The organism is Pseudoalteromonas sp. PAST1, assembly GCF_021532515.1.
Taxonomy (GTDB): Bacteria; Pseudomonadota; Gammaproteobacteria; order Enterobacterales; family Alteromonadaceae; genus Pseudoalteromonas; species Pseudoalteromonas simplex.
On the sequence record NZ_JAKGBH010000039.1, the window covers coordinates 20,248 to 39,368 of the forward strand.

The following is a 19,121-nucleotide window of genomic DNA, read 5'->3' on the forward strand; positions in this document are numbered from 1 at the left end:
TTGGCCTGATAAAAATACTGACGATAGAAAAAGGGTGCGTATTATCCCTGACCTGCGCCTTGAGTACAATAGTCTGGGCTTGTTTATCTTATGAGATTAATATTGCAGCCATATGCTAGCTATTTAGGTAAAGTAGGGGCTGTTCGACTTGCTTGGCCTAACCAACTGCAATAGACTTGGCCGCAATGAGCTTCAGCAAGTAAAGATGTTATTTTGAATTTAAGCAATAAGGAGTCAACTTGGTTTGCAAACCAAGTGGTTGACTGGTACCACCTTCACGGCCGTAAAACTCTCCCTTGGCAGTTAAATAAAACCCCTTATAAGGTATGGATCTCTGAGGTCATGCTACAGCAGACTCAAGTGGTGACTGTTATTCCATACTTTGAAAAGTTTATGCAAAGCTTTCCTGACATTATTGCGCTTGCTAATGCCGATGAAGATCAGGTGTTACACCATTGGACTGGCCTTGGCTACTACGCCCGAGCGCGTAACTTACATAAAACTGCAAAAATAGTCCGTGATAACTACCAAGGTGAGTTTCCAACTACGCTTGAAGAAGTTATGGACTTGCCGGGTATTGGTCGTTCAACGGCAGGGGCTATCTTGTCTTTATCGCTTGGTCAACATCATCCAATTTTAGATGGCAATGTTAAACGAGTGCTAGCACGCTTTTTTATGGTTGAAGGCTGGTACGGAGTGAAAAAGGTCGAAAATCAACTTTGGTCATTATCATCGCAATTAACGCCTAAAGAGTCGGTTACTGAGTTTAATCAGGCAATGATGGATTTAGGTGCAAGCCTTTGTTCACGTAGTAAGTTTGATTGTGAGCCTTGTCCTTTGAATAGTAAGTGCCTTGCTTTTAAAGAAGGTAAAGTAAAAGAGTTCCCGCATTCAAAGCCTAAGAAAGCTGTACCGAAAAAGTCATGCCATCAGCTCATTCTAGCCTGCGACAATAAAGTGCTTATGGAAAAGCGCCCAAGCTCAGGAATATGGGGTGGTTTATTTGGCTTTTTTGAGTTTAGCGAGCAAGCTGAGCTCGAATCATTTTTAGCTCAGCATGGTCTATCAAGCAATACGCAGGCACTTGAAGCCTTTACCCATGTATTTTCGCATTTTGAGCTAACCATCAATCCACATGTTTTAACCTTGCCGAGCATTCCAGATCTCATTAATGAACGACAACTGGTTTGGTATCCGCTTGATGAGTCTGTTGAGGTTGGTCTTGCTGCACCAACGAAAAAGCTGGTTAAACAATTAAGCGCAATAGATTACAATAGCATCACGCAATAAGAGTAGAGAGCAATTATGGCACGTACAGTATTTTGTCAAAAGTTACAAAAAGAAGCTGAAGGCTTAGGCTTCCAACTATACCCAGGTGAGCTTGGTGAAAAGATTTTCAACAACATCAGTAAAGAAGCGTGGGGCCAATGGCAACACAAGCAAACAATGCTGATCAACGAAAAACACCTGAACATGATGGACCCAGAGCACCGTGCTTTTTTAGAAGAGCAAATGGTGGGTTTCTTATTTGAAGGTAAAGACGTAGAAATAGAAGGCTACCGTCCACCAGAAAAATAAGCGCATAATCAAAAGTAAAAAGGGCCGTAATGGCCCTTTTTGATCTGTATTATTCAGCTTCTTGTTCGGCTTTGTTAATTTGTTCTTTTAAGAACTGAGCCACCTTAGAGTATTCAATTTCGAAACTATCTCTAAGTGCAATTAATTCGTCGCTTGTAGGCTCGCCTTCTTTGCAGGTTTGTTCAAATCCAGCGGCAAGCTCAGCAACCTTCATTGCTCCTATGGTTTTCGAAATTGACTTTAGCTGATGGCAAGAAGTAATAATTTTATCTAAATCATATTCTATAACCCCAGCGTTTACCTCTTTACTGAGTTGATTACTCTGTTCTAAATACATCTTAAAGAAACGTAGCTTCTTCGCTTCATCATTGACATATTTACCTAGCACATCCATATCAATTGGTGTTGTAAGTTTTTTACTTTCCAATTTTGCAGCTTCTGGGTTTGCTTTATAAGCACATTTATGAAGTGTTCCTTCAAGCACATTTAGCTCAACAGGTTTTGTAATGTAATCGTTCATGCCTATGCTTAAACAACGCTCTTTTTCACCTTTAAGCGCATTAGCTGTTATAGCAATTACATAAGGCTGGGCGTTGATATCTTCAAGTTGCGATGCTTCATGGCGTATTTTTTCTACCATATCGTAACCAGACATTTTTGGCATGTGTAAATCAGTTAAAATAATAGAGTGCTTACCTTCACGCCATGCTTCTAAACCTTTCTCACCATTTTCAGCCATTTCAACACCATAGCCTAGTAGATGTAGCTGATCGGTCAGCACTTGCTGATTTAGCACGTTATCTTCAACAAGAAGCACTAACTTGTTTTCTTCACGAGCCTTATCAACACTTAGGTAGTCGTTAAATGATTTGGTAGAAGAAATTTGTTTAGGCTTATGTAATCCAGCTGCCACGAGAAGTGACATCATAAAGTTTGACTTACATAATGGTACTGCATTTAGATAAAAAATATTCTTATGATTTACGGCAGCTTCATCTAATCTACTTAAGACGATAACTTGCTGATTATTATCTTCTAAAGTGTAAAGTAAGCGACGTAAGATATAGTTAATATCTTCCATGGTTTCGATCCCATCAAGGATCCAAATCAGCTCTTTTCGGTCCTGCTCAACTTCAATTTGCTCATTGTTTTGGGCGATAACTGGTGTTGCCCCCATAAATGATAAATAACGTGTCAGTAATTTTTTTCGACCGTCATGATTAGAGACCACAACAACTCTTTGATCTTTCATGACTTGTTTGTGAGCATAATCAACTTTACCTTGCGTACTAAAAGGTAATTCAACGACAAACTCACTGCCAATACCTAAGTCACTGGTTACAGAAATTGTACCCAACATTAGTTCGGTTAAGCTTTTACAAATCGATAAACCTAACCCTGTGCCACCGTATTCGCGGGTTATTGACCCTTCAGCTTGAATAAATGGATTAAATATTTCGCGAAGCTGCGCTTGCGTCATCCCTTTACCGTTATCTAATACACTAAAGCGTAATGTGTAGTGATCAGTGGTGTTTTGTGCAACCTCCACCGAAATTTTTACATGACCTTTTTGCTTGTCGTCTGTGCTAGTGAACTTAATTGCATTACTACATAGATTGTAAAGTACTTGGCGAACTCGTACCGTGTCGCCAATTAGGTTTGTTGGGATATCGGGCGCAATAGCGAGCTCTAGTTCAAGGTCACGCTTTTTGGCAACCGATGATAAAACACGGGCAACTTCTTCAATCGTGTCAGATACTGAAAAAGGAATGTTATCGATATTTAATTTACCCGCTTCGATTTTCGAGAAATCGAGAATGTCATCTAATATCCCTAATAACGAAAATGCAGAATCACGAATAATTGTACTTAGTCTATGTTGCGCCCCATCAAGCTCTGTTTGGCGAAGTAAATCAATTGTGCCAATAACACCGTTCATTGGGGTGCGAATCTCATGGCTCATGGTAGCCAAGAAAGTGGTTTTAGTTTCGTTTGCTTGTTCAGCTTTTAGAGTTGCTTGCTCAAGAGCGAGAGTACGATTTTGTACCTCTGTCTCTAGGCTGTTTTGTAATTTTTGCAAATCAGCTTGTGCTGCTTTGTTCTCGGTAATTGCTGATTCAACTTTTTTAAGTAATTGATTTACATGCTTTGCGACAGAGTCTAGGCCAAAGTCAAGGGTTTCAGTTACTTGCCCTTGGTAGTCCGCATTGTCAGTAATAGCTTTTAGCTCTTTATTTAACGATGAACTACTTTTACTAAAACGCTTATTGATAAAAATACTCAGCGCAAAAGATAATATAATTAAAGCTAGAAGCGTTAAGCCAGCAAGACCGATTGAAAGCACAGAAGATTGTGTAATAGGCTGCTCAATAGGGTGTTGTTTCACAATTAACTCGCCAACAGGCTGGTCATTAAATTCAAGAACAGTATGTATTAGTGTTTTTTCAGCTAGTTGTTGATTGACTTTAGTGGGTTGAATAAGCTCTTTGTTGTTTGCATAAACTAAAGAAACATCACCGTTAAACTCGTATCTATATAAATAGTAATCAAAGCCAGTATTAAGAAGTAAGCTTAAATCCAGTACTTCTTTTACTTTATCTTGCCCTGGCATTGTTAAAGCACTAACAAGGGGGGCACGCAATTGATTTGAAACTTGAATGGCCGTTAAATTTGGCTGCAACTCTTTTACTGGTGCTTCATCATTAGTTGGATAAAACGAAAAAGCAACGACCGCTAACAGGGTGATGACGAGATTCGTAATTATAAAAAGCGGTAGTAAGCCTTTTACAGGTGAATTCGATTTACTTGGCATGGTTCTTATCCAACAATTTTACAGCTAGGTACATTTCCTTGATATTTAGACAATCCTACCATCTGTGAAGAAAAATTCATCACGTTTTTAACAGAGGTAACTCTTTTATGATGAGAGTCAATTTAAAAGCATAAAAGTTGTTGGTTAAATAAGCTAAAAACTATTGAAATCAGCAATCTTGATTGAAAACTGTGCAAACAGTTAGAATCCTCAAAAAAAAGTTGACTTGAGAAGGCAAAACCCGTTTAATACGCCGCACGCCCAGATAGCTCAGTCGGTAGAGCAGAGGATTGAAAATCCTCGTGTCGGTGGTTCGATTCCGCCTCTGGGCACCATTATTTAGTATATTGGTGTTTAACTTATGATTTAAACATCAATATCGTGCCAAGCACACAGATTTAGTGTGCCGACTTAGCTCAGTTGGTAGAGCAACTGACTTGTAATCAGTAGGTCATCCGTTCAACTCGGATAGTCGGCACCATTTATTTTTAAACGAAAGTTTAAAATGCCCAGATAGCTCACTCGGTAGAGCCATCGGGAATTGCATTGAAAATCCTTGTTGATTTTCTGCATAAAACTAAATTTTGCCCAGATAGCTCAGTCGGTAGAGCAGAGGATTGAAAATCCTCGTGTCGGTGGTTCGATTCCGCCTCTGGGCACCATTATTTGATAATCTCTTTTAAAGTGATTATAGTGCACAACGCACACGATTTTAGTGTGCCGACTTAGCTCAGTTGGTAGAGCAACTGACTTGTAATCAGTAGGTCATCCGTTCAACTCGGATAGTCGGCACCATTTATTTTAATAATTAGCATTTAGCTAATTGTTTTGCCCAGATAGCTCAGTCGGTAGAGCCATCGGGAATTGCATTGAAAATCCTTGCGGATATTCTGCATAAAACTAAATATTGCCCAGATAGCTCAGTCGGTAGAGCAGAGGATTGAAAATCCTCGTGTCGGTGGTTCGATTCCGCCTCTGGGCACCATTATTTATAATCACAACGTGATTAAGTGCATAGTACACAAATTCAGTGTGCCGACTTAGCTCAGTTGGTAGAGCAACTGACTTGTAATCAGTAGGTCATCCGTTCAACTCGGATAGTCGGCACCATTTATTTAAACATCAAGCATCTAGCTTTTTGTTATGCCCAGATAGCTCAGTCGGTAGAGCCATCGGGAATTGCATTGAAAATCCTTATGGATATTCTGCATGAAACTAAATATTGCCCAGATAGCTCAGTCGGTAGAGCAGAGGATTGAAAATCCTCGTGTCGGTGGTTCGATTCCGCCTCTGGGCACCATTAATTAAAAGCCTCGCAATCGCGAGGCTTTTTTGTTTTACCCCCTCCAAATCACGATTTTACTTCCCGTAGGCGTGAAATTTAAAGAGCTTTCAGCCGTCAGCTATCAGATTTTAAATACATAAGTTAGCGAGTTAGAAAGGGGAAAGAGTAAAGTTAGATTGTGCCCGCACATTACTATGGCTAAACCCGGTGCCGTAGGCGTGAAATTTATTTCGCGCGAATAAGAATAATAAGTACTTGTATAAAAGAAAAACTACATGGAAGATTTTCGATAGCTGATAGCTGATAGCTGATAGCTGATAGCTGATAGCTGATAGCTGATAGCTGATAGCTGATAGCTGATAGCTGATAGTTTGCAACTTACCTCCATTTTCCTACCATTCATCGTCGTCAAATGTCAGGCAGTGTAATGTTATGTAAAGTCAGTTGAGCAAAACTTAACGTGGTGCTTGAATTACACTCATAAATAGATGTTTTTCAGGTTTTTAGAATGAATTGGCAATATAAGCCGAGTTTATTGGCTTTAAGTGTAATTTTGCTAAGTGCATGTGCGAGTCAGCCGACTCACAATGAACGAGTTGCTGAGCTTGAGACAGTACCAAGTGCATGGCAGCAACTCCCTTCTAGCGACAAAGCGCTTGCTGTTGAAGATAACTGGTTGCAGCAATTACACGACCCTCAAGTTTTTACTTTAGTTGAGCAAGCATTAGCCCATAACCAAGCGATTTTACAAGCGGGCTATGATGTCGCGATTAAAGAGCAGCAGCTTATTGCTGCTGGGGCTGATTTATGGCCAAGCCTTGATTTATCAACACGTGCGAGCCGTAGTAAAGATAACCGCCCTGTTAGTTATAACAACGCCAGCTCAGCATCATTAGAATTAAGCTACGAAGTTGATTTATGGGGTAAATTATCAGCCTCAGAACGACAAGCAAATCTTGAATACCTAGCTGAAAAAGCCACATTTGAGCAAAGCAAACAACAATTAGTTGCTGATGTGGTAGCGGGTTGGTTTGATGTTATTACGAATCACAAATTACTTGAACTATACAAGCAGCGTGAGCAAAACGCAGAAAAAAATTTAGATATTATTGAGTCAGGTTATCGCCAAGGTTTAAATGAAGCGCTTGATGTTTATCTTGCTCGGAATGAGCTAAATACTGAGCGCTCGAATATAGCGGCGCAGCAAGCAACGTTAACTAAATCAATTCGTGATTTAGAGCGTTTAACAGGCCAATACCCAACTGGCGCGTTAAGCGTTAGTGCAGATTTACCTCTACTCGACAGTGCCATTCCACTTGGTTTACCTTCAGAGCTTATCACTCGCAAACCTGAGTTAATGGCAAGCTGGTATCAATTGCTTAGCACCGACGCTGGGCTTGCTTATGCGCATAAACAGCGTTTTCCGAGCTTAAATCTTTCTGCATCAATCAGTGATGGCACAGATAGAGTGAGCGACTTATTTTCGCCTTCAAGCTTAGCGTGGTCGCTGCTTGGTAGTATTTCGATGCCAATTTTTGAAGGTGGTCGCTTAAAAGCCAATGAAGAACAAGCAAGGTTAAACGTTAAGCGCCAAGAGCAGGCGTATCTTGCCACACTTTACGATGCCTTTAACGATGTTGAAACAGCCATCAGCCAAGAGCAAGCGCTTAAAGTACGCTACGAAAAAACCTTAGAAGCGCAAGAAAATGCCATTACCGCAGAGGCATTAGCGTTTGAACAATATCAAAGTGGTTTAGTTACCTACACCACGGTACTCGATGCACAAGACCGTTCGTTCAATGCGCAAAGTTCGGTAATCGAACTTAAAAACCAATTAATTATCAACAGAATCAACTTACATATTGCCCTTGGTGGTGATTTTAGTGAAGCAAACAGCGAAGTAGCAGAGCAATAATCATGAATAGCAAGACACGTAAAATTTTAATTCCATTGGTAGTGATCGTTGTGACGGTACTGCTTGTCATGTTTATTAAAGGCAACCCGCCTCAAGCAAACCGCTTTTCTTCACCGCCAAAAGCAAAAGTGAATGTGGCTGTTAAAACCCTAACACCAGAAACTTATCAGGTGATGATTGATAGTTTTGGCACCGTAAAGCCACGCACGCAAAGTATGCTAGTCGCGCAGGCTTCAGGGCAAATTATCGAAATTAGTGAGCAATTTCGTGAAGGTGGCTTTTTCGAAAAAGGCGATGTGTTGTTGCAACTAGATGATAGAGATCACCGCGCCGAAGTAAAATCAGCACAAGCGGCTTTATTAACCGCTGAGCAAAGCCTACTCGAAGAGCAAGCTCGTGGTCGCCAAGCAGTTACCGATTGGGAGCGCTTAGGTAAGGGCGAACAAGCAAGTAGCCTGGTACTGCGTAAGCCACAACTTGCAGCAGCCGAAGCAAGTGTATTGTCTGCCCAAGCGACGCTTGAAAAAGCGAAACTTGATTTAGAGCGTACAAAAATCACTGCTCCATACGCGGGGCGAGTTTTAAGCCGCAGCGTAGACTTAGGTCAGGTGGTGAGTAATAACATGGAACTTGCCAGTATTTATGCCATTGACCGTGTTGAAATTCGCTTACCAATCAAAAATAAAGATCTGCCGTTCATTAACTTACCAGAACAATTTCGTGATGGTGCTAAAAATAGTGCCGGTTCACTCGTTAAATTTAGCTCAGATCTTGTTGGTAAACAGCAATGGCAAGGTCAAGTTATTCGCACCGAAGGTGCCATTGATGAAAGCGCGCAGCAGCTTTATGTGGTTGCACAAATTAATGACCCTTACAAAGCCACTTCAGCTAATCAATACCCAATTAAAATTGGTCAGTACATCAAAGCGCAAATTACCGGCAAGGCGATTGAAAATGTCATTGTGATCCCAAACAGTGCTATTTATCAAGGCACCTATGTTTATGTTGAAGAGCAAGGCGTGTTGCGTCGCAAAAACATCTCACTGGCTTGGCAAAACGCGACTCAAGCTATGGTTGCCGAAGGCTTATCAGCAGGAGATCACTTAGTGATTACGCCGCTTGGTCAAGTTAGCTCAGGTACCCAAGTGACGGTAATGGGAAGCGAAGCGTATCAAGCTACACGTGGTAAAGCACAGCGTCCAAGCCGTGAAGAGCTTGAAAAGCAAGCAAAAGAGCAAGGTATTACCGTTGAAAAATTAATTGAACAACGCCGCGCTGCTCGTAAGCAAGGAGCGCAATAATGATAGCTTGGTTTACAAAGAATCATGTTGCAGCAAACTTATTGCTGATCAGCATTTTATTAGCGGGGCTATTTAGCGTATCGACGCAAATACCACTTGAAGTGTTCCCATCATTTGAAGCAGACCGCATTAGTGTTAGCGTGACCCTACGTGGCTCAACACCTGAAGATGTTGAAAAAGGTGTCGCTATCCGTATTGAAGAAGCGGTGCAAGATCTCGAAGGCGTAAAGCGCATAACTAGCCGCTCATCAGAAGGCTCTGCCTCTGTATCAATTGAAGTCGATACCGGCTATGACCCTCGGGAGCTATTAGCCGATATTAAAAGCCGGGTTGATGCCATTAATACTTTTCCGGTTGATGCCGAAAAACCGGTTGTAGCCCTTGCACAGCGCACTCGTGAAGTAATAGCGGTTACTGTGTCGAGTGAATACGGCGAAAAAGAAACTTTAGAATATGCCGAACATGTACGTGATGACTTATTACGCTTGCCAGAAATCACTCAGGTAGAGCTAAGTGGGGTGCGAGATTACGAAATTGCCATTGAAGTAAGCCAAGATACATTACGCCAATATGATTTACGCTTATCGGACATTTCTTCAGCAATTAGTAATTCAAGTACCGATGTTTCTGCTGGTAACTTAAAAACCGAAGGGGGAGATGTACTCATTCGTTCAAAAGGCCAAGCCTATCGTAAAGATGAGTTTGCCCAAGTTGTGGTGAAGTACCAAGCTGATGGTACCATTATTCGCCTAGGTGATATTGCCCGTATTACCGATGACTTCGAAGAAACCCCAGTCCGTACTCGCTTCAATGGTAAGCAAGCGGCATTTATTGATGTGTATCGTATTGGTCCGCAAAGTGCGATTGAAGTTGCTGATGCGGTAAAAAATTACATTACCGAGCATCAAAGTCAGCTGCCTGAAGGATTTGAGTTAAGCTTTTGGGATGACGACTCTGAAATAGTGAAAAGCCGTATTGCGACGCTAACAACCAATGCTATTCAGGGTGGCATTTTAGTTCTTGCATTACTTACCTTGTTCTTGCGTCCTGCCATTGCGTTTTGGGTGTTTATTGGTATCCCTGTGTCATTCATGGGCGCGTTTTTAGCGATGCCAATTTTTGGTATTACGCTTAATGTTATGAGTTTATTTGGTTTTATTTTGGTACTTGGTATTGTTGTTGATGATGCCATTGTGACCGGTGAAAATGTCTACACCCACCTAAAAACAGCCGAAAGTGGTGAGCAAGCTGCTATACGTGGTACGCAAGAAGTTGCGACCCCCGTTACCTTTGGTGTACTTACAACGGTTGCAGCATTTTTACCATTAGCCTTTATCGAAGGTAACCGTGGTGCCTTATTTGCGCAAATTCCTGTTGTCGTTATTCCGGTATTACTGTTCTCTTTAATTGAGTCTAAATTTGTTCTGCCGGCTCACTTAAAGTACTTAAAACTACGAAGTGAAAAAAGTAACCCGTCAAAACTGCAGCAGTTTCAGCAGCGTTTTGCCGATGGCTTTGAACACGCCATTATGAAGTACTACCAGCCGCTACTAAATGTTGCGCTAAAAAACAAATTAGCAACGGTTAGCTTGTTCGTGGGTATTTTCTTTATCATTTTGACCCTGATCACCAGCGGTTGGACAAAGTTTATATTCTTCCCGCGTATTCCAAGTGAAACCGTTCGCGCAGAGCTAACATTCCCTGCTGGAACACCGTTTGAAGTGACCAACAAATACATCATCGATATGTCAGATAAGGCCAAAGAGCTACAAGACAAGTATCGCGATGAAGATGGTCAAAGCGTGATTTTAAATATTTTGGCAACCACAGGTGGCCGTGGTGGTTCATCAAATACAGGTAGTGTGCGCTTTGAAATCACACCAGCCGAAAAACGTGAATCAGATATTGGCTCTCGAGAGCTTGCCAGTGAATGGCGTGACCTTATTGGTATTATACCGGGCGCAGAGAGTGTAACTTTCCGTGCTGAATTTGGTCGCAGTTCAGATCCTATTGATGTGCAGCTAAGTGGCAGTTCAATCGATACCCTTGAAGCTGTAGCAGAAAAGGTAAAAGAGCGTTTAGCTACTTACCCAACTGTTTACGAAATTGCCGATAGCATGTCAGATGGTAAAGACGAGCTGCAAATTGAGCTAACAGAGCAAGGTTTGGCACTTGGTTTAAACCGTGTTGATGTATCGCAACAAGTGCGTAATTCGTTCTTTGGTGCGCAAGTTCAACGTATTCAACGTGGCCGCGATGATGTGCGTGTAATGGTGCGTTTGCCAATTGAAGAGCGTCGCTCTGTTGCTGATTTAACAGATATTTTAATTAAAACCCCAACAGGTGGCACAGTGCCATTGTCGCATGTGGCAACCTTAGTACCGGGGCAAAGTCCATCGTCTATTTATCGTATTGATCGCTATCGCACATTGAACGTGACAGCCGATGTTGAAAAATCAAATACCAATATGACAGTACTGCAAGCAGACTTAAAAACTTACTTAGATGAGCTAATGGTGCAATACCCTGGTGTTGATTACTCGCTCGAAGGTGAAGCCAAAGAGCAGCGTGAATCATTTGGTTCACTCGCTTGGGGCCTGGTGTTTGTATTCTTTATTATTTATGCGTTATTAGCGATACCGTTTAAATCATATATGCAGCCATTAATTGTGATGAGTGTTATTCCGTTTGGCATGATAGGTGCGGTAATGGGTCACTGGGTAATGGGCATGGAGTTAACCATTATGAGCCTACTTGGCATGCTAGCCTTGATAGGCGTTGTAGTGAATGACTCATTGGTACTGGTTGACTTTATTAATAAGAAGCGTGAAGAGGGCGGTGATTTACTGGAAACCGTTAAGCTTGCAGGGGCGGCACGTTTTCGCCCAGTTATGCTAACCAGTTTAACCACTTTTATTGGTTTAATGCCGTTGTTATTTGAAAAAGCAACGCAAGCACAATTCCTTATTCCAATGGCTGTAAGCCTTGGCTTTGGGATTATCTTCGCAACGCTAATCACCTTACTATTAGTGCCAGTTAATTACCTATTAATGGAGCGCTTTCAGGGATGGTTTAAGTAGGGTTCGATAGGTTGAAAACATGTGTGTTGGGTAGAGTGAAGTGAAACCCAACGCACAGGAGCAATCAGCTTTCAGAACAAAAAAGTTAGCGAGTTAGAAAGGGGAAAGAGTAAAGTTAGATTGTGCCAGCACATTGCTATGGCTAAACCCGGTGCCGTAGGCGTGAAATTTATTTCGCGCGGTATTTCTTAAATAACGGGTAAGTCGTAGGTCGGGCTTTAGCCCGTCAATTAAACGATTATGTGTCGCTATAAATGACGACATCTATATTATAGATATGAAATCGAGGCTAAGGCTGAAGTTGTGACTTTAGAGTTTAATAAAAAGTTGAATCTAAAAAATATTCAAAACCACTTAATCTTATTACTTCTTGGTTTGGTAGGGTTTTCGATTGCCATTTTAATGCCTTCAAAAGAGGCATTAGAAGTAAAACGGATTATAGTAATTGTTAGTTTTCCTTTGACGAGTTTATTTTTTGTTGTTTATTTGTTCAGGTTTTTAAGTTGGCCTAATACAATAGTCGTTCAAGAGTCATCACTTAAAATAGATAACAACATAATATCATTAGAAAATGTAAGTGATCTATATGTATCTAAATGCGGAGATTTTTTTAGCCTTTACATTGTAGATAAAAAAAGTAAAAAGGATTTTAAAGAAACTTATGTTACTAAGGCTAGTATTGAAGCTTTACGCCAATGTGAAAAGTTTGAGGAAGTCGCCGATAATGTTTTCTTGTTGAAAATAACTTAATAAGAGTTGGTGTTCCCCAAGTATGCGGTGCCCGGTGTCAGTCCTGAAACCTTGAGGTTTCAGGGCGGGGATCTGCGGTCTACCGTAGGCTTCTCGGTACATGCCGAGCTTGCACAATAGTAAACGAACAGAAACCCTAACATAAAATTTATCGGCTCAGGGACTTAACCAAGCTCCTGCACCCTAGGGAACACCTTCAGTATATAAGACAAGTTTCAATCCTTAAACCATAGAATAAAAAAAAGCGGATCGTTCGCGTAGTTTTTCCCCACCTTTAACTGCTTATTTACTTTTCAGATTGCTTTTTGACCTCAATCATACAATTAATTGGAGTTGCGATTTATCGAGTGGTAGCATGGCGTTACTTAGCCGAACAAAGAAAAAGTTATGAGCACGTTACCTGATTACCAACAAGCCCAATTGTTATTAGAAAAGAATGAAATTTTTGTCGCACCAGCAGAAGCCCATGGTGTGATCAGTGGTTTATTAGCCTGTGGCATCAATATCGAAGCCGACGAATACTTAGGTTTATTAAGCGATGTATTCAATGATGGCTTAGCCTTCAATAAAGATTTAAAAGCATTTTTTGCTGATGTGTATTCTCAGGTTGTTGCCAGCTTCAGCGATGAAGAATTTCAATTTGACCTATTCTTACCAAGCGACGACGAAACACTGATCGATTTAGCCAATGGCTTAGTATCTTGGGTATCGGGTTTTATGCTTGGTTTTGGTTTAAAACAAAAAGATTACGGCAAGTTATCTGCTGATGTGAAAGAAGTGATCAGCGATTTTAGTGAAATTACCCGCCTAGACACCATGTTTGAAGAGACCGAAGAAGACAGTCAAGCACTCCACGAAGTGATTGAGTATGTACGTGTTTCTGCGCTTTTATGTTTTGCTGAGCTAGGTAAAGAGCCAGCCGATAAAAACCCTAAGAAGACTCTTCACTAATCAAATTACAGAGGTTTAGCATGTCGTCTATTGCAATCGATAAAGCTGAATTTAAAGCCCGCCGCGAGCGCTTGCTTGCGATGATGGATAAAAATAGCGTGGCTATTATTCCTGCGGCAGGAGAAGTAACACGTAGCCGTGATACTGAATATGCATTTCGTCAAGACAGTGACTTTTTCTACCTAACTGGGTTTAACGAACCAGATGCAGTTTTAGTACTGTGCCCGTCGAGCGATACACCAAGTACGCTTATTTGCCGTAACAAAGACAAACTAGCTGAAATTTGGCATGGCCGTAGAATTGGCTTCGAAAAAGCTAAATCTGAGTACTTATTCGACGCAACTTGCCCACTTAGTGAACTAGATGAAGAATTATTAGATTTGGTGAACGGCCAGCAGATTTTATTTTATGCACAAGGCACTTACGCAAATTTCGATGCAAAGGTTTGGGATTTATTAAACACCCTTCGCGGCGCACCTAAAAAAGGCTATAAAGCCCCACATACCATAAAAGATATTCGTGGGTTAGTGCATGAAATGCGTTTGTTTAAATCTGACGCAGAATTAAACATTATGCGTACAGCTTGCGAAATTAGTGCGCAAGGCCATATTCGCGCTATGCAGTTTGCCAAACCTGGTGCAACTGAATACCAATTAGAAGCTGAGCTTCATCATCATTATGCAATGAATGGTGCTCGTCATCCTGCTTATGGCACGATTGTCGGCAGTGGCGATAACGCCAACATTTTGCACTACACACAAAATGATGCTGAGCTAAAAGATGGCGATTTAGTATTAATTGATTCTGGCTGTGAACTTGAAGGTTATGCGGCAGATATCACACGTACTTTCCCAATCAATGGCAAGTTTAGCGAACCACAAGCGGCGCTTTACAACATTGTATTAGCAGCTCAAGAAGCAGCATTCAGCCAAGTAAAGCCAGGCGGTAGTTTATCGAAAGCCAATGAATTAGCCTCAACGGTACTGACGCAAGGGCTGATTGATTTAGGCATTTTAACTGGCGAGCTTGATGAGCTAATGGCAAACCAAGCGTGCAAAGCATTTTACATGCATGGCCTTGGTCACTGGCTTGGGTTAGATGTGCACGATGTTGGCGAATATAAGCTTGATGAAAAAGAGCGCGTATTTGAGCCGGGCATGGTGCTCACCATCGAGCCGGGTTTATATATTAGCGAAGATGCAAAAGCACCAGAGCAATATAAAGGCATCGGTATTCGTATTGAAGATAACTTACTTGTCACTCAAGATGGCCATGAAAATCTGACCATTTCGGTTCCTAAAACCGTTAGTGACATTGAAGCAGTGATGCAAGTAAACAAAGGCTAGGAGCAAGCGTGGCAAAGCAGTTTGATGTTGTCATTATCGGCGGTGGAATGGCGGGTGCAAGTTGTGCACTGGGCCTAAAACAGAGCAATAAGCAGTTATCAATCGCTGTAATTGAGGCAAATGAAGTAAGCGCAGACTATCACCCTAGCTTTGATGATAGAAGCATTGCGCTTGCTCAACAGTCTGTTCAGTACTTAAAATCAATCAATGCGTTTGATTGCCAAGCGCCATTTGCGGCAGCGATTAAAAAAGTCACTGTATCTGATCGTGGTCATTTTGGTAAAACACATATTGATTGCCAAGAATATGGTCATGATGCCCTTGGCTATGTGGTCGAAGTGAACCCATTTGGGCGCAGCCTTCATCAGCAACTTACGCGTACTGATGTTAGTTTGTTTTGCCCTGATACGGTTGCCAAGCTTGAATACCAAAGCGATTTTGCCAATATCACGCTAAGCTCGGGCGAGCAGTTAAGCGCGAAGCTTGTGGTGGTTGCCGATGGCGCTCATTCGCAAAGCCGTAAACTGGCTAATATTGAGTTTAATACCCGCGCGTATCAGCAAGCGGCGATTATTGCTAACATCGAAGTGGCTGGTGGTCATCATCATCATGCCTTTGAGCGTTTTACTGAGCACGGCCCAATGGCACTGTTACCAATGAGCAATAACCGATACTCACTGGTGTGGTGTATGGAGCCTGAGCAAATTGAGCACACCATGGCGCTTGAAGACGATGCCTTTTTAGCTGAGTTGCAAAAAGCATTTGGTTACTGCGGCGGCGCATTTAGCAAAGTGGGTATGCGAGCAAGTTATCCGCTTGTGTATGGTAAAGCCGAATCACTGAGCAGCCATCGTACGGTATTAATTGGTAATGCAGGGCATGCTATTCACCCAATCGCAGGGCAGGGCTTTAATTTAGGCCTGCGTGATGTGCAACTACTGTGTGATATGGCAAATAGAGACGACCTTGGTGATTACGCCTTTACCCGTTATTACAGCCAAACTCGCAGTAAAGATATTACGACCGTGATGACACTCACAGACAGCCTAGTGCGTTTGTTCTCAAACTCATCACGATTGCTAGCGCTTGGTCGCAGCATAGGCCTTTTCTCAATGGATTTATTCTCCTCGTTAAAAACCCCGCTGGCAAAACAGCTTATGGGTCAGGTTAAGCAAGGTAAACGGATATGAAACAAGCACAAGTTTGTATTGTCGGTGGTGGCTGTGTTGGCCTTACGCTAGCACTTGGTTTAGCAAAAGCAGATATCAGCGTTGTGGTGATTGATGCGAGTAAAAATCAAATCTTACCGGGTGATGATTACGCACTTCGCGTGAGCGCATTGAGCCTAGCTAGTCAGGGTTTATTCGAGTCATTAAATGTATGGCCAGAGATCATTAAACAACGTGCTACACCGTATACGTCGATGGATGTACGTGATCAAGACAGCTTTGGCAAAATTCATTTTGATCATAACGATCTCGACTTACCGCAGCTCGGTCATATCGTCGAAAACGACATTATTCGCTACGCTTTAATTAGCGAACTTGAAAAGCAAAGTAATGCCACTTTATTGTTCGAAACCCGCTACCAGCAAATTCATCAAACTGATTCTGATGTGTTTATTACTCTTGAAAGCGGCGAGCCAGTGATTGCTAAACTTTTGGTGGCGGCTGATGGGGCTAACTCGGCTATTCGTAAGCAGTTCAACATGCCAATTACTTTTAAAGATTACGACCATCACGCCATTGTTGCCACGGTTAAAACCGCTGATGAGCATAACAACACAGCACGCCAAGTGTTTTTGCCAACCGGGCCGCTGGCGTTTTTACCCTTGCCAGATAACCATACGCACTCAATTGTTTGGTCAACAAGCCCAGAGCATTGCGACACACTTTTAGCGCTTGATGATAACAACTTTAATAAAGCGGTTATGGCAGCCCTTGATGGCCAATGTGGTTTATGTGAAGTGCAAAGTGAGCGCATGGCGTTTCCACTTAAGATGCGTTATGCCCAGCAGTGGGTGTCGGGCAAAGTGGTATTAATGGGCGATGCGGCGCACACCATTCACCCATTAGCTGGTTTAGGTATGAACCTTGGCCTAAAAGACGCCGCTTATTTAATTGAGCTATTAAGTAATGAGCAAGGCGAGTTTGCAAGTGCACGCACGCTGCGTGATTATGAACGTACGCGCAAGCTTGATGCACAAAAACATATTGCCATGATGCAAGGCTTAAAAGAGCTATTTGCGGGCGCTAATCCACTGAAAAAGCTTGTACGTGGTGTTGGTTTAAGCCTAGTAGACAACCTTGGCCCAATTAAACATTTGTTCGCAAAAGAAGCAATTGGTAAATAACACCTAACTAGTTGTTACTACTTAGTTTAAGCCGCAGCTAAGCAATTAGCTGCGGCTTTTTTGCACTTATATGAACGCAAAATGATAGCGCTGTCATTTTTGTTAGTGTATGATTAAATTTTTGTGATTGGTATGGAAATTAAACAGCTCTGTTGAGTTGTATACTAAATTCCAACCAAATAAAAATAATTAAACTAAGAGAACAATTATGGAAGCAACGGTTGAGTGTGACAACAACACAAAACAAAGCATCTGGCTGCCAATGGTATTGGCCGGCTCAATGTTTTTTATCTTAGGGTGTATAACGTGGCTTAATGGTGCAATTACACCATTTTTGCAGCAAATGCTTGAGCTTTCGCCGTTACAAGCTTCGTTTATCATCTCTTCTTTTTATATTGCGGTAACAGTTGCCGGTATCCCATCGGCAATGCTGATCAAGCGCGTTGGTTATAAGAATGGTATGGCGATTGGCTGTGCGATTATGGCTTTATCGGCGCTGATGTATATTCCGGCTGCGAAACTGCAAATGATCGAAATTTTCTTATTCGCACAGTTAATGATAGGTGTTGGACAAACCGTGCTACAAACCGCTGTTAACCCATACGTGGTGAAAATGGGCTCTGAAAAATCAGCCGCTGTGCGCGTGTGTATCATGGGCTTATTAAACAAATTTGCGGGTGTAATCGTGCCTGTTATTTTTGCCGCTGTAGTTGTAAGCGGTGTGGTTGATGGCGCAGGTAAATTATCACAAGAGCAAAAAGATATTATGGCAAATAGCCTTATCATGCCTTATGTATTGATTGCTGCGTTAATCATGTTATTTGCTGCCTTTGCGAAATTTGCACCATTACCTGATTTAGTATTTGATGAAGACGAAACATCAAACGGTAAAGGTGAAATTAAAGAAACCCTAGCACACCCTCACTTAGTTTTAGGTGTAGTGGGTATTGCGCTTTACGTTGCTGTTGAAGTTATTGCAGCAGATACCATTGGCTCGTACGCTTTACAAATTGGCGTTGCCGACTACTCAGTTATGACCTCTTATACCATGGCGTGTATGTTGATTGGTTACGCGATTGGTATTTTGACTATTCCACGTTTTATGAGCCAACAAACGGCGTTATTAATGTCGGGTATTGCTGGAATTATCACTGTGTTGTTAGTGGTACTTGGTAGCAATGACTCATTCATTATTTCAAACCTATTATTAGTGCCATTTGGTGGCCCACAATTACCAGACCCATTGTTATGCATTGCGTTACTTGGCTTTGCTAATGCCATGGTTTGGCCTGCAATCTGGCCACTGGCTTTAGCTGGCTTAGGTCGCTTAACAGGCACTGCATCTGGCTTACTGATCATGGGTATTGCTGGTGGTGCACTCGGCCCATTATTAATCGGTTTAGGGAACGTAGCAGGCCTAGGCGCACAAGGCGCTTACATTGTAATGATCCCAAGTTATGTATTCATTTTATTCTACGCCTTAAAAGGCCATAAGATGAGAAGCTGGAAGTAACCCAGCAAACTAATTTTTCAAGTTAGGCAAAGCCGCGGTACGCCCATCACCGCGGCTTTTTTGTGGGTAAACTAAAGCTATCAGCTTTCAGCCGTCAGCTATCAGATCATTGATCTGACCCCGATAAAGTAGACACGGGGTTTAATTAACTTGTTCGTACTGCATGGGACTTTTATACCCTAGGGTGCCATGCCTTCTTACTGAGTTGTAGTATTTTTCAATATAAAAATACGTTTG

13 protein-coding genes, 7 tRNA genes and 1 other RNA gene are annotated in these 19,121 nt (G+C 41.9%); 18 read left to right on the plus strand and 3 right to left on the minus strand.

Features of this window, described 5'->3' with window-relative positions; translation table 11 throughout:
• Positions 1–213 precede the first annotated feature (213 nt).
• The gene (gene mutY, locus L1272_RS16955) at positions 214–1,290 is read left to right on the plus strand and encodes an A/G-specific adenine glycosylase (protein WP_268841514.1); all 1,077 of its coding nucleotides are present in this window, start codon (positions 214–216) and stop codon (positions 1,288–1,290) included.
• Between the two features lie 15 nt (positions 1,291–1,305).
• Positions 1,306–1,578, plus strand: a complete 273-nt coding sequence (locus tag L1272_RS16960; RefSeq protein ID WP_036970432.1) for an oxidative damage protection protein — start codon at positions 1,306–1,308, stop codon at positions 1,576–1,578.
• A gap of 49 nt (positions 1,579–1,627) precedes the next feature.
• Here L1272_RS16960 and L1272_RS16965 read toward each other — a convergent pair whose 3' ends face one another.
• On the minus strand, positions 1,628–4,390 hold the full coding sequence (locus tag L1272_RS16965) for an ATP-binding protein (RefSeq protein ID WP_138602055.1): 2,763 nt from the start codon (positions 4,388–4,390) through the stop codon (positions 1,628–1,630).
• Between the two features lie 259 nt (positions 4,391–4,649).
• Here L1272_RS16965 and L1272_RS16970 point away from each other — a divergent pair.
• The 11 genes from L1272_RS16970 (at position 4,650) to L1272_RS17020 (ending at position 12,721) form a co-directional block, all read left to right on the plus strand.
• Positions 4,650–4,725: transfer RNA gene (locus L1272_RS16970), tRNA-Phe, on the plus strand.
• 70 nt (positions 4,726–4,795) lie between these two features.
• A tRNA-Thr gene (locus tag L1272_RS16975) sits at positions 4,796–4,871 on the plus strand.
• Positions 4,872–4,976: 105 nt separating this feature from the next.
• Positions 4,977–5,052: transfer RNA gene (locus L1272_RS16980), tRNA-Phe, on the plus strand.
• A gap of 57 nt (positions 5,053–5,109) precedes the next feature.
• A tRNA-Thr gene (locus L1272_RS16985) sits at positions 5,110–5,185 on the plus strand.
• Between the two features lie 114 nt (positions 5,186–5,299).
• Positions 5,300–5,375: transfer RNA gene (locus L1272_RS16990), tRNA-Phe, on the plus strand.
• Positions 5,376–5,424: 49 nt separating this feature from the next.
• Positions 5,425–5,500, plus strand: a tRNA-Thr gene (locus L1272_RS16995).
• Positions 5,501–5,614: 114 nt separating this feature from the next.
• A tRNA-Phe gene (locus L1272_RS17000) sits at positions 5,615–5,690 on the plus strand.
• Positions 5,691–6,183: 493 nt separating this feature from the next.
• The gene (locus L1272_RS17005) at positions 6,184–7,590 is read left to right on the plus strand and encodes a TolC family protein (protein ID WP_187490257.1); all 1,407 of its coding nucleotides are present in this window, start codon (positions 6,184–6,186) and stop codon (positions 7,588–7,590) included.
• Between the two features lie 2 nt (positions 7,591–7,592).
• Positions 7,593–8,891: an efflux RND transporter periplasmic adaptor subunit gene (locus L1272_RS17010; RefSeq protein ID WP_199528348.1), complete on the plus strand. Its 1,299-nt coding sequence runs from the start codon at positions 7,593–7,595 to the stop codon at positions 8,889–8,891.
• The gene (locus L1272_RS17015) at positions 8,891–11,971 is read left to right on the plus strand and encodes an efflux RND transporter permease subunit (RefSeq protein WP_187490259.1); all 3,081 of its coding nucleotides are present in this window, start codon (positions 8,891–8,893) and stop codon (positions 11,969–11,971) included. Before L1272_RS17010 ends, L1272_RS17015 begins: the two co-directional genes overlap by 1 nt.
• A gap of 303 nt (positions 11,972–12,274) precedes the next feature.
• Positions 12,275–12,721 carry a hypothetical protein gene (locus L1272_RS17020; RefSeq protein WP_235373917.1) on the plus strand — a complete coding sequence of 149 codons (447 nt, stop codon included), beginning with the start codon at positions 12,275–12,277 and terminating at the stop codon, positions 12,719–12,721.
• Positions 12,722–12,730: 9 nt separating this feature from the next.
• On the opposite strand, the gene ssrS is transcribed toward L1272_RS17020, so the two are convergent.
• A non-coding RNA gene (gene ssrS, locus L1272_RS17025) (6S RNA) lies at positions 12,731–12,914 on the minus strand.
• Between the two features lie 194 nt (positions 12,915–13,108).
• Here ssrS and L1272_RS17030 point away from each other — a divergent pair.
• The 5 genes from L1272_RS17030 to nagP all read left to right on the plus strand — a co-directional run bounded on the left by L1272_RS17030 (position 13,109) and on the right by nagP (position 18,884).
• Positions 13,109–13,672, plus strand: a complete 564-nt coding sequence (locus L1272_RS17030) for a UPF0149 family protein (RefSeq protein ID WP_054551315.1) — start codon at positions 13,109–13,111, stop codon at positions 13,670–13,672.
• Between the two features lie 20 nt (positions 13,673–13,692).
• Complete coding sequence (gene pepP / locus L1272_RS17035) at positions 13,693–15,018, plus strand: Xaa-Pro aminopeptidase (protein ID WP_235373918.1); 1,326 nt, start codon at positions 13,693–13,695, stop codon at positions 15,016–15,018.
• A gap of 8 nt (positions 15,019–15,026) precedes the next feature.
• Complete coding sequence (gene ubiH, locus L1272_RS17040; protein ID WP_235373919.1) at positions 15,027–16,208, plus strand: 2-octaprenyl-6-methoxyphenyl hydroxylase; 1,182 nt, start codon at positions 15,027–15,029, stop codon at positions 16,206–16,208.
• The gene (locus L1272_RS17045; RefSeq protein ID WP_235373920.1) at positions 16,205–17,371 is read left to right on the plus strand and encodes an FAD-dependent monooxygenase; all 1,167 of its coding nucleotides are present in this window, start codon (positions 16,205–16,207) and stop codon (positions 17,369–17,371) included. Before ubiH ends, L1272_RS17045 begins: the two co-directional genes overlap by 4 nt.
• 208 nt (positions 17,372–17,579) lie before the next feature.
• The gene (gene nagP / locus L1272_RS17050; protein ID WP_055198117.1) at positions 17,580–18,884 is read left to right on the plus strand and encodes an N-acetylglucosamine MFS transporter NagP; all 1,305 of its coding nucleotides are present in this window, start codon (positions 17,580–17,582) and stop codon (positions 18,882–18,884) included.
• Between the two features lie 141 nt (positions 18,885–19,025).
• On the opposite strand, the gene L1272_RS23240 is transcribed toward nagP, so the two are convergent.
• On the minus strand, positions 19,026–19,106 hold the full coding sequence (locus L1272_RS23240) for an IS3 family transposase (protein WP_366035313.1): 81 nt from the start codon (positions 19,104–19,106) through the stop codon (positions 19,026–19,028).
• Positions 19,107–19,121: the final 15 nt, after the last annotated feature.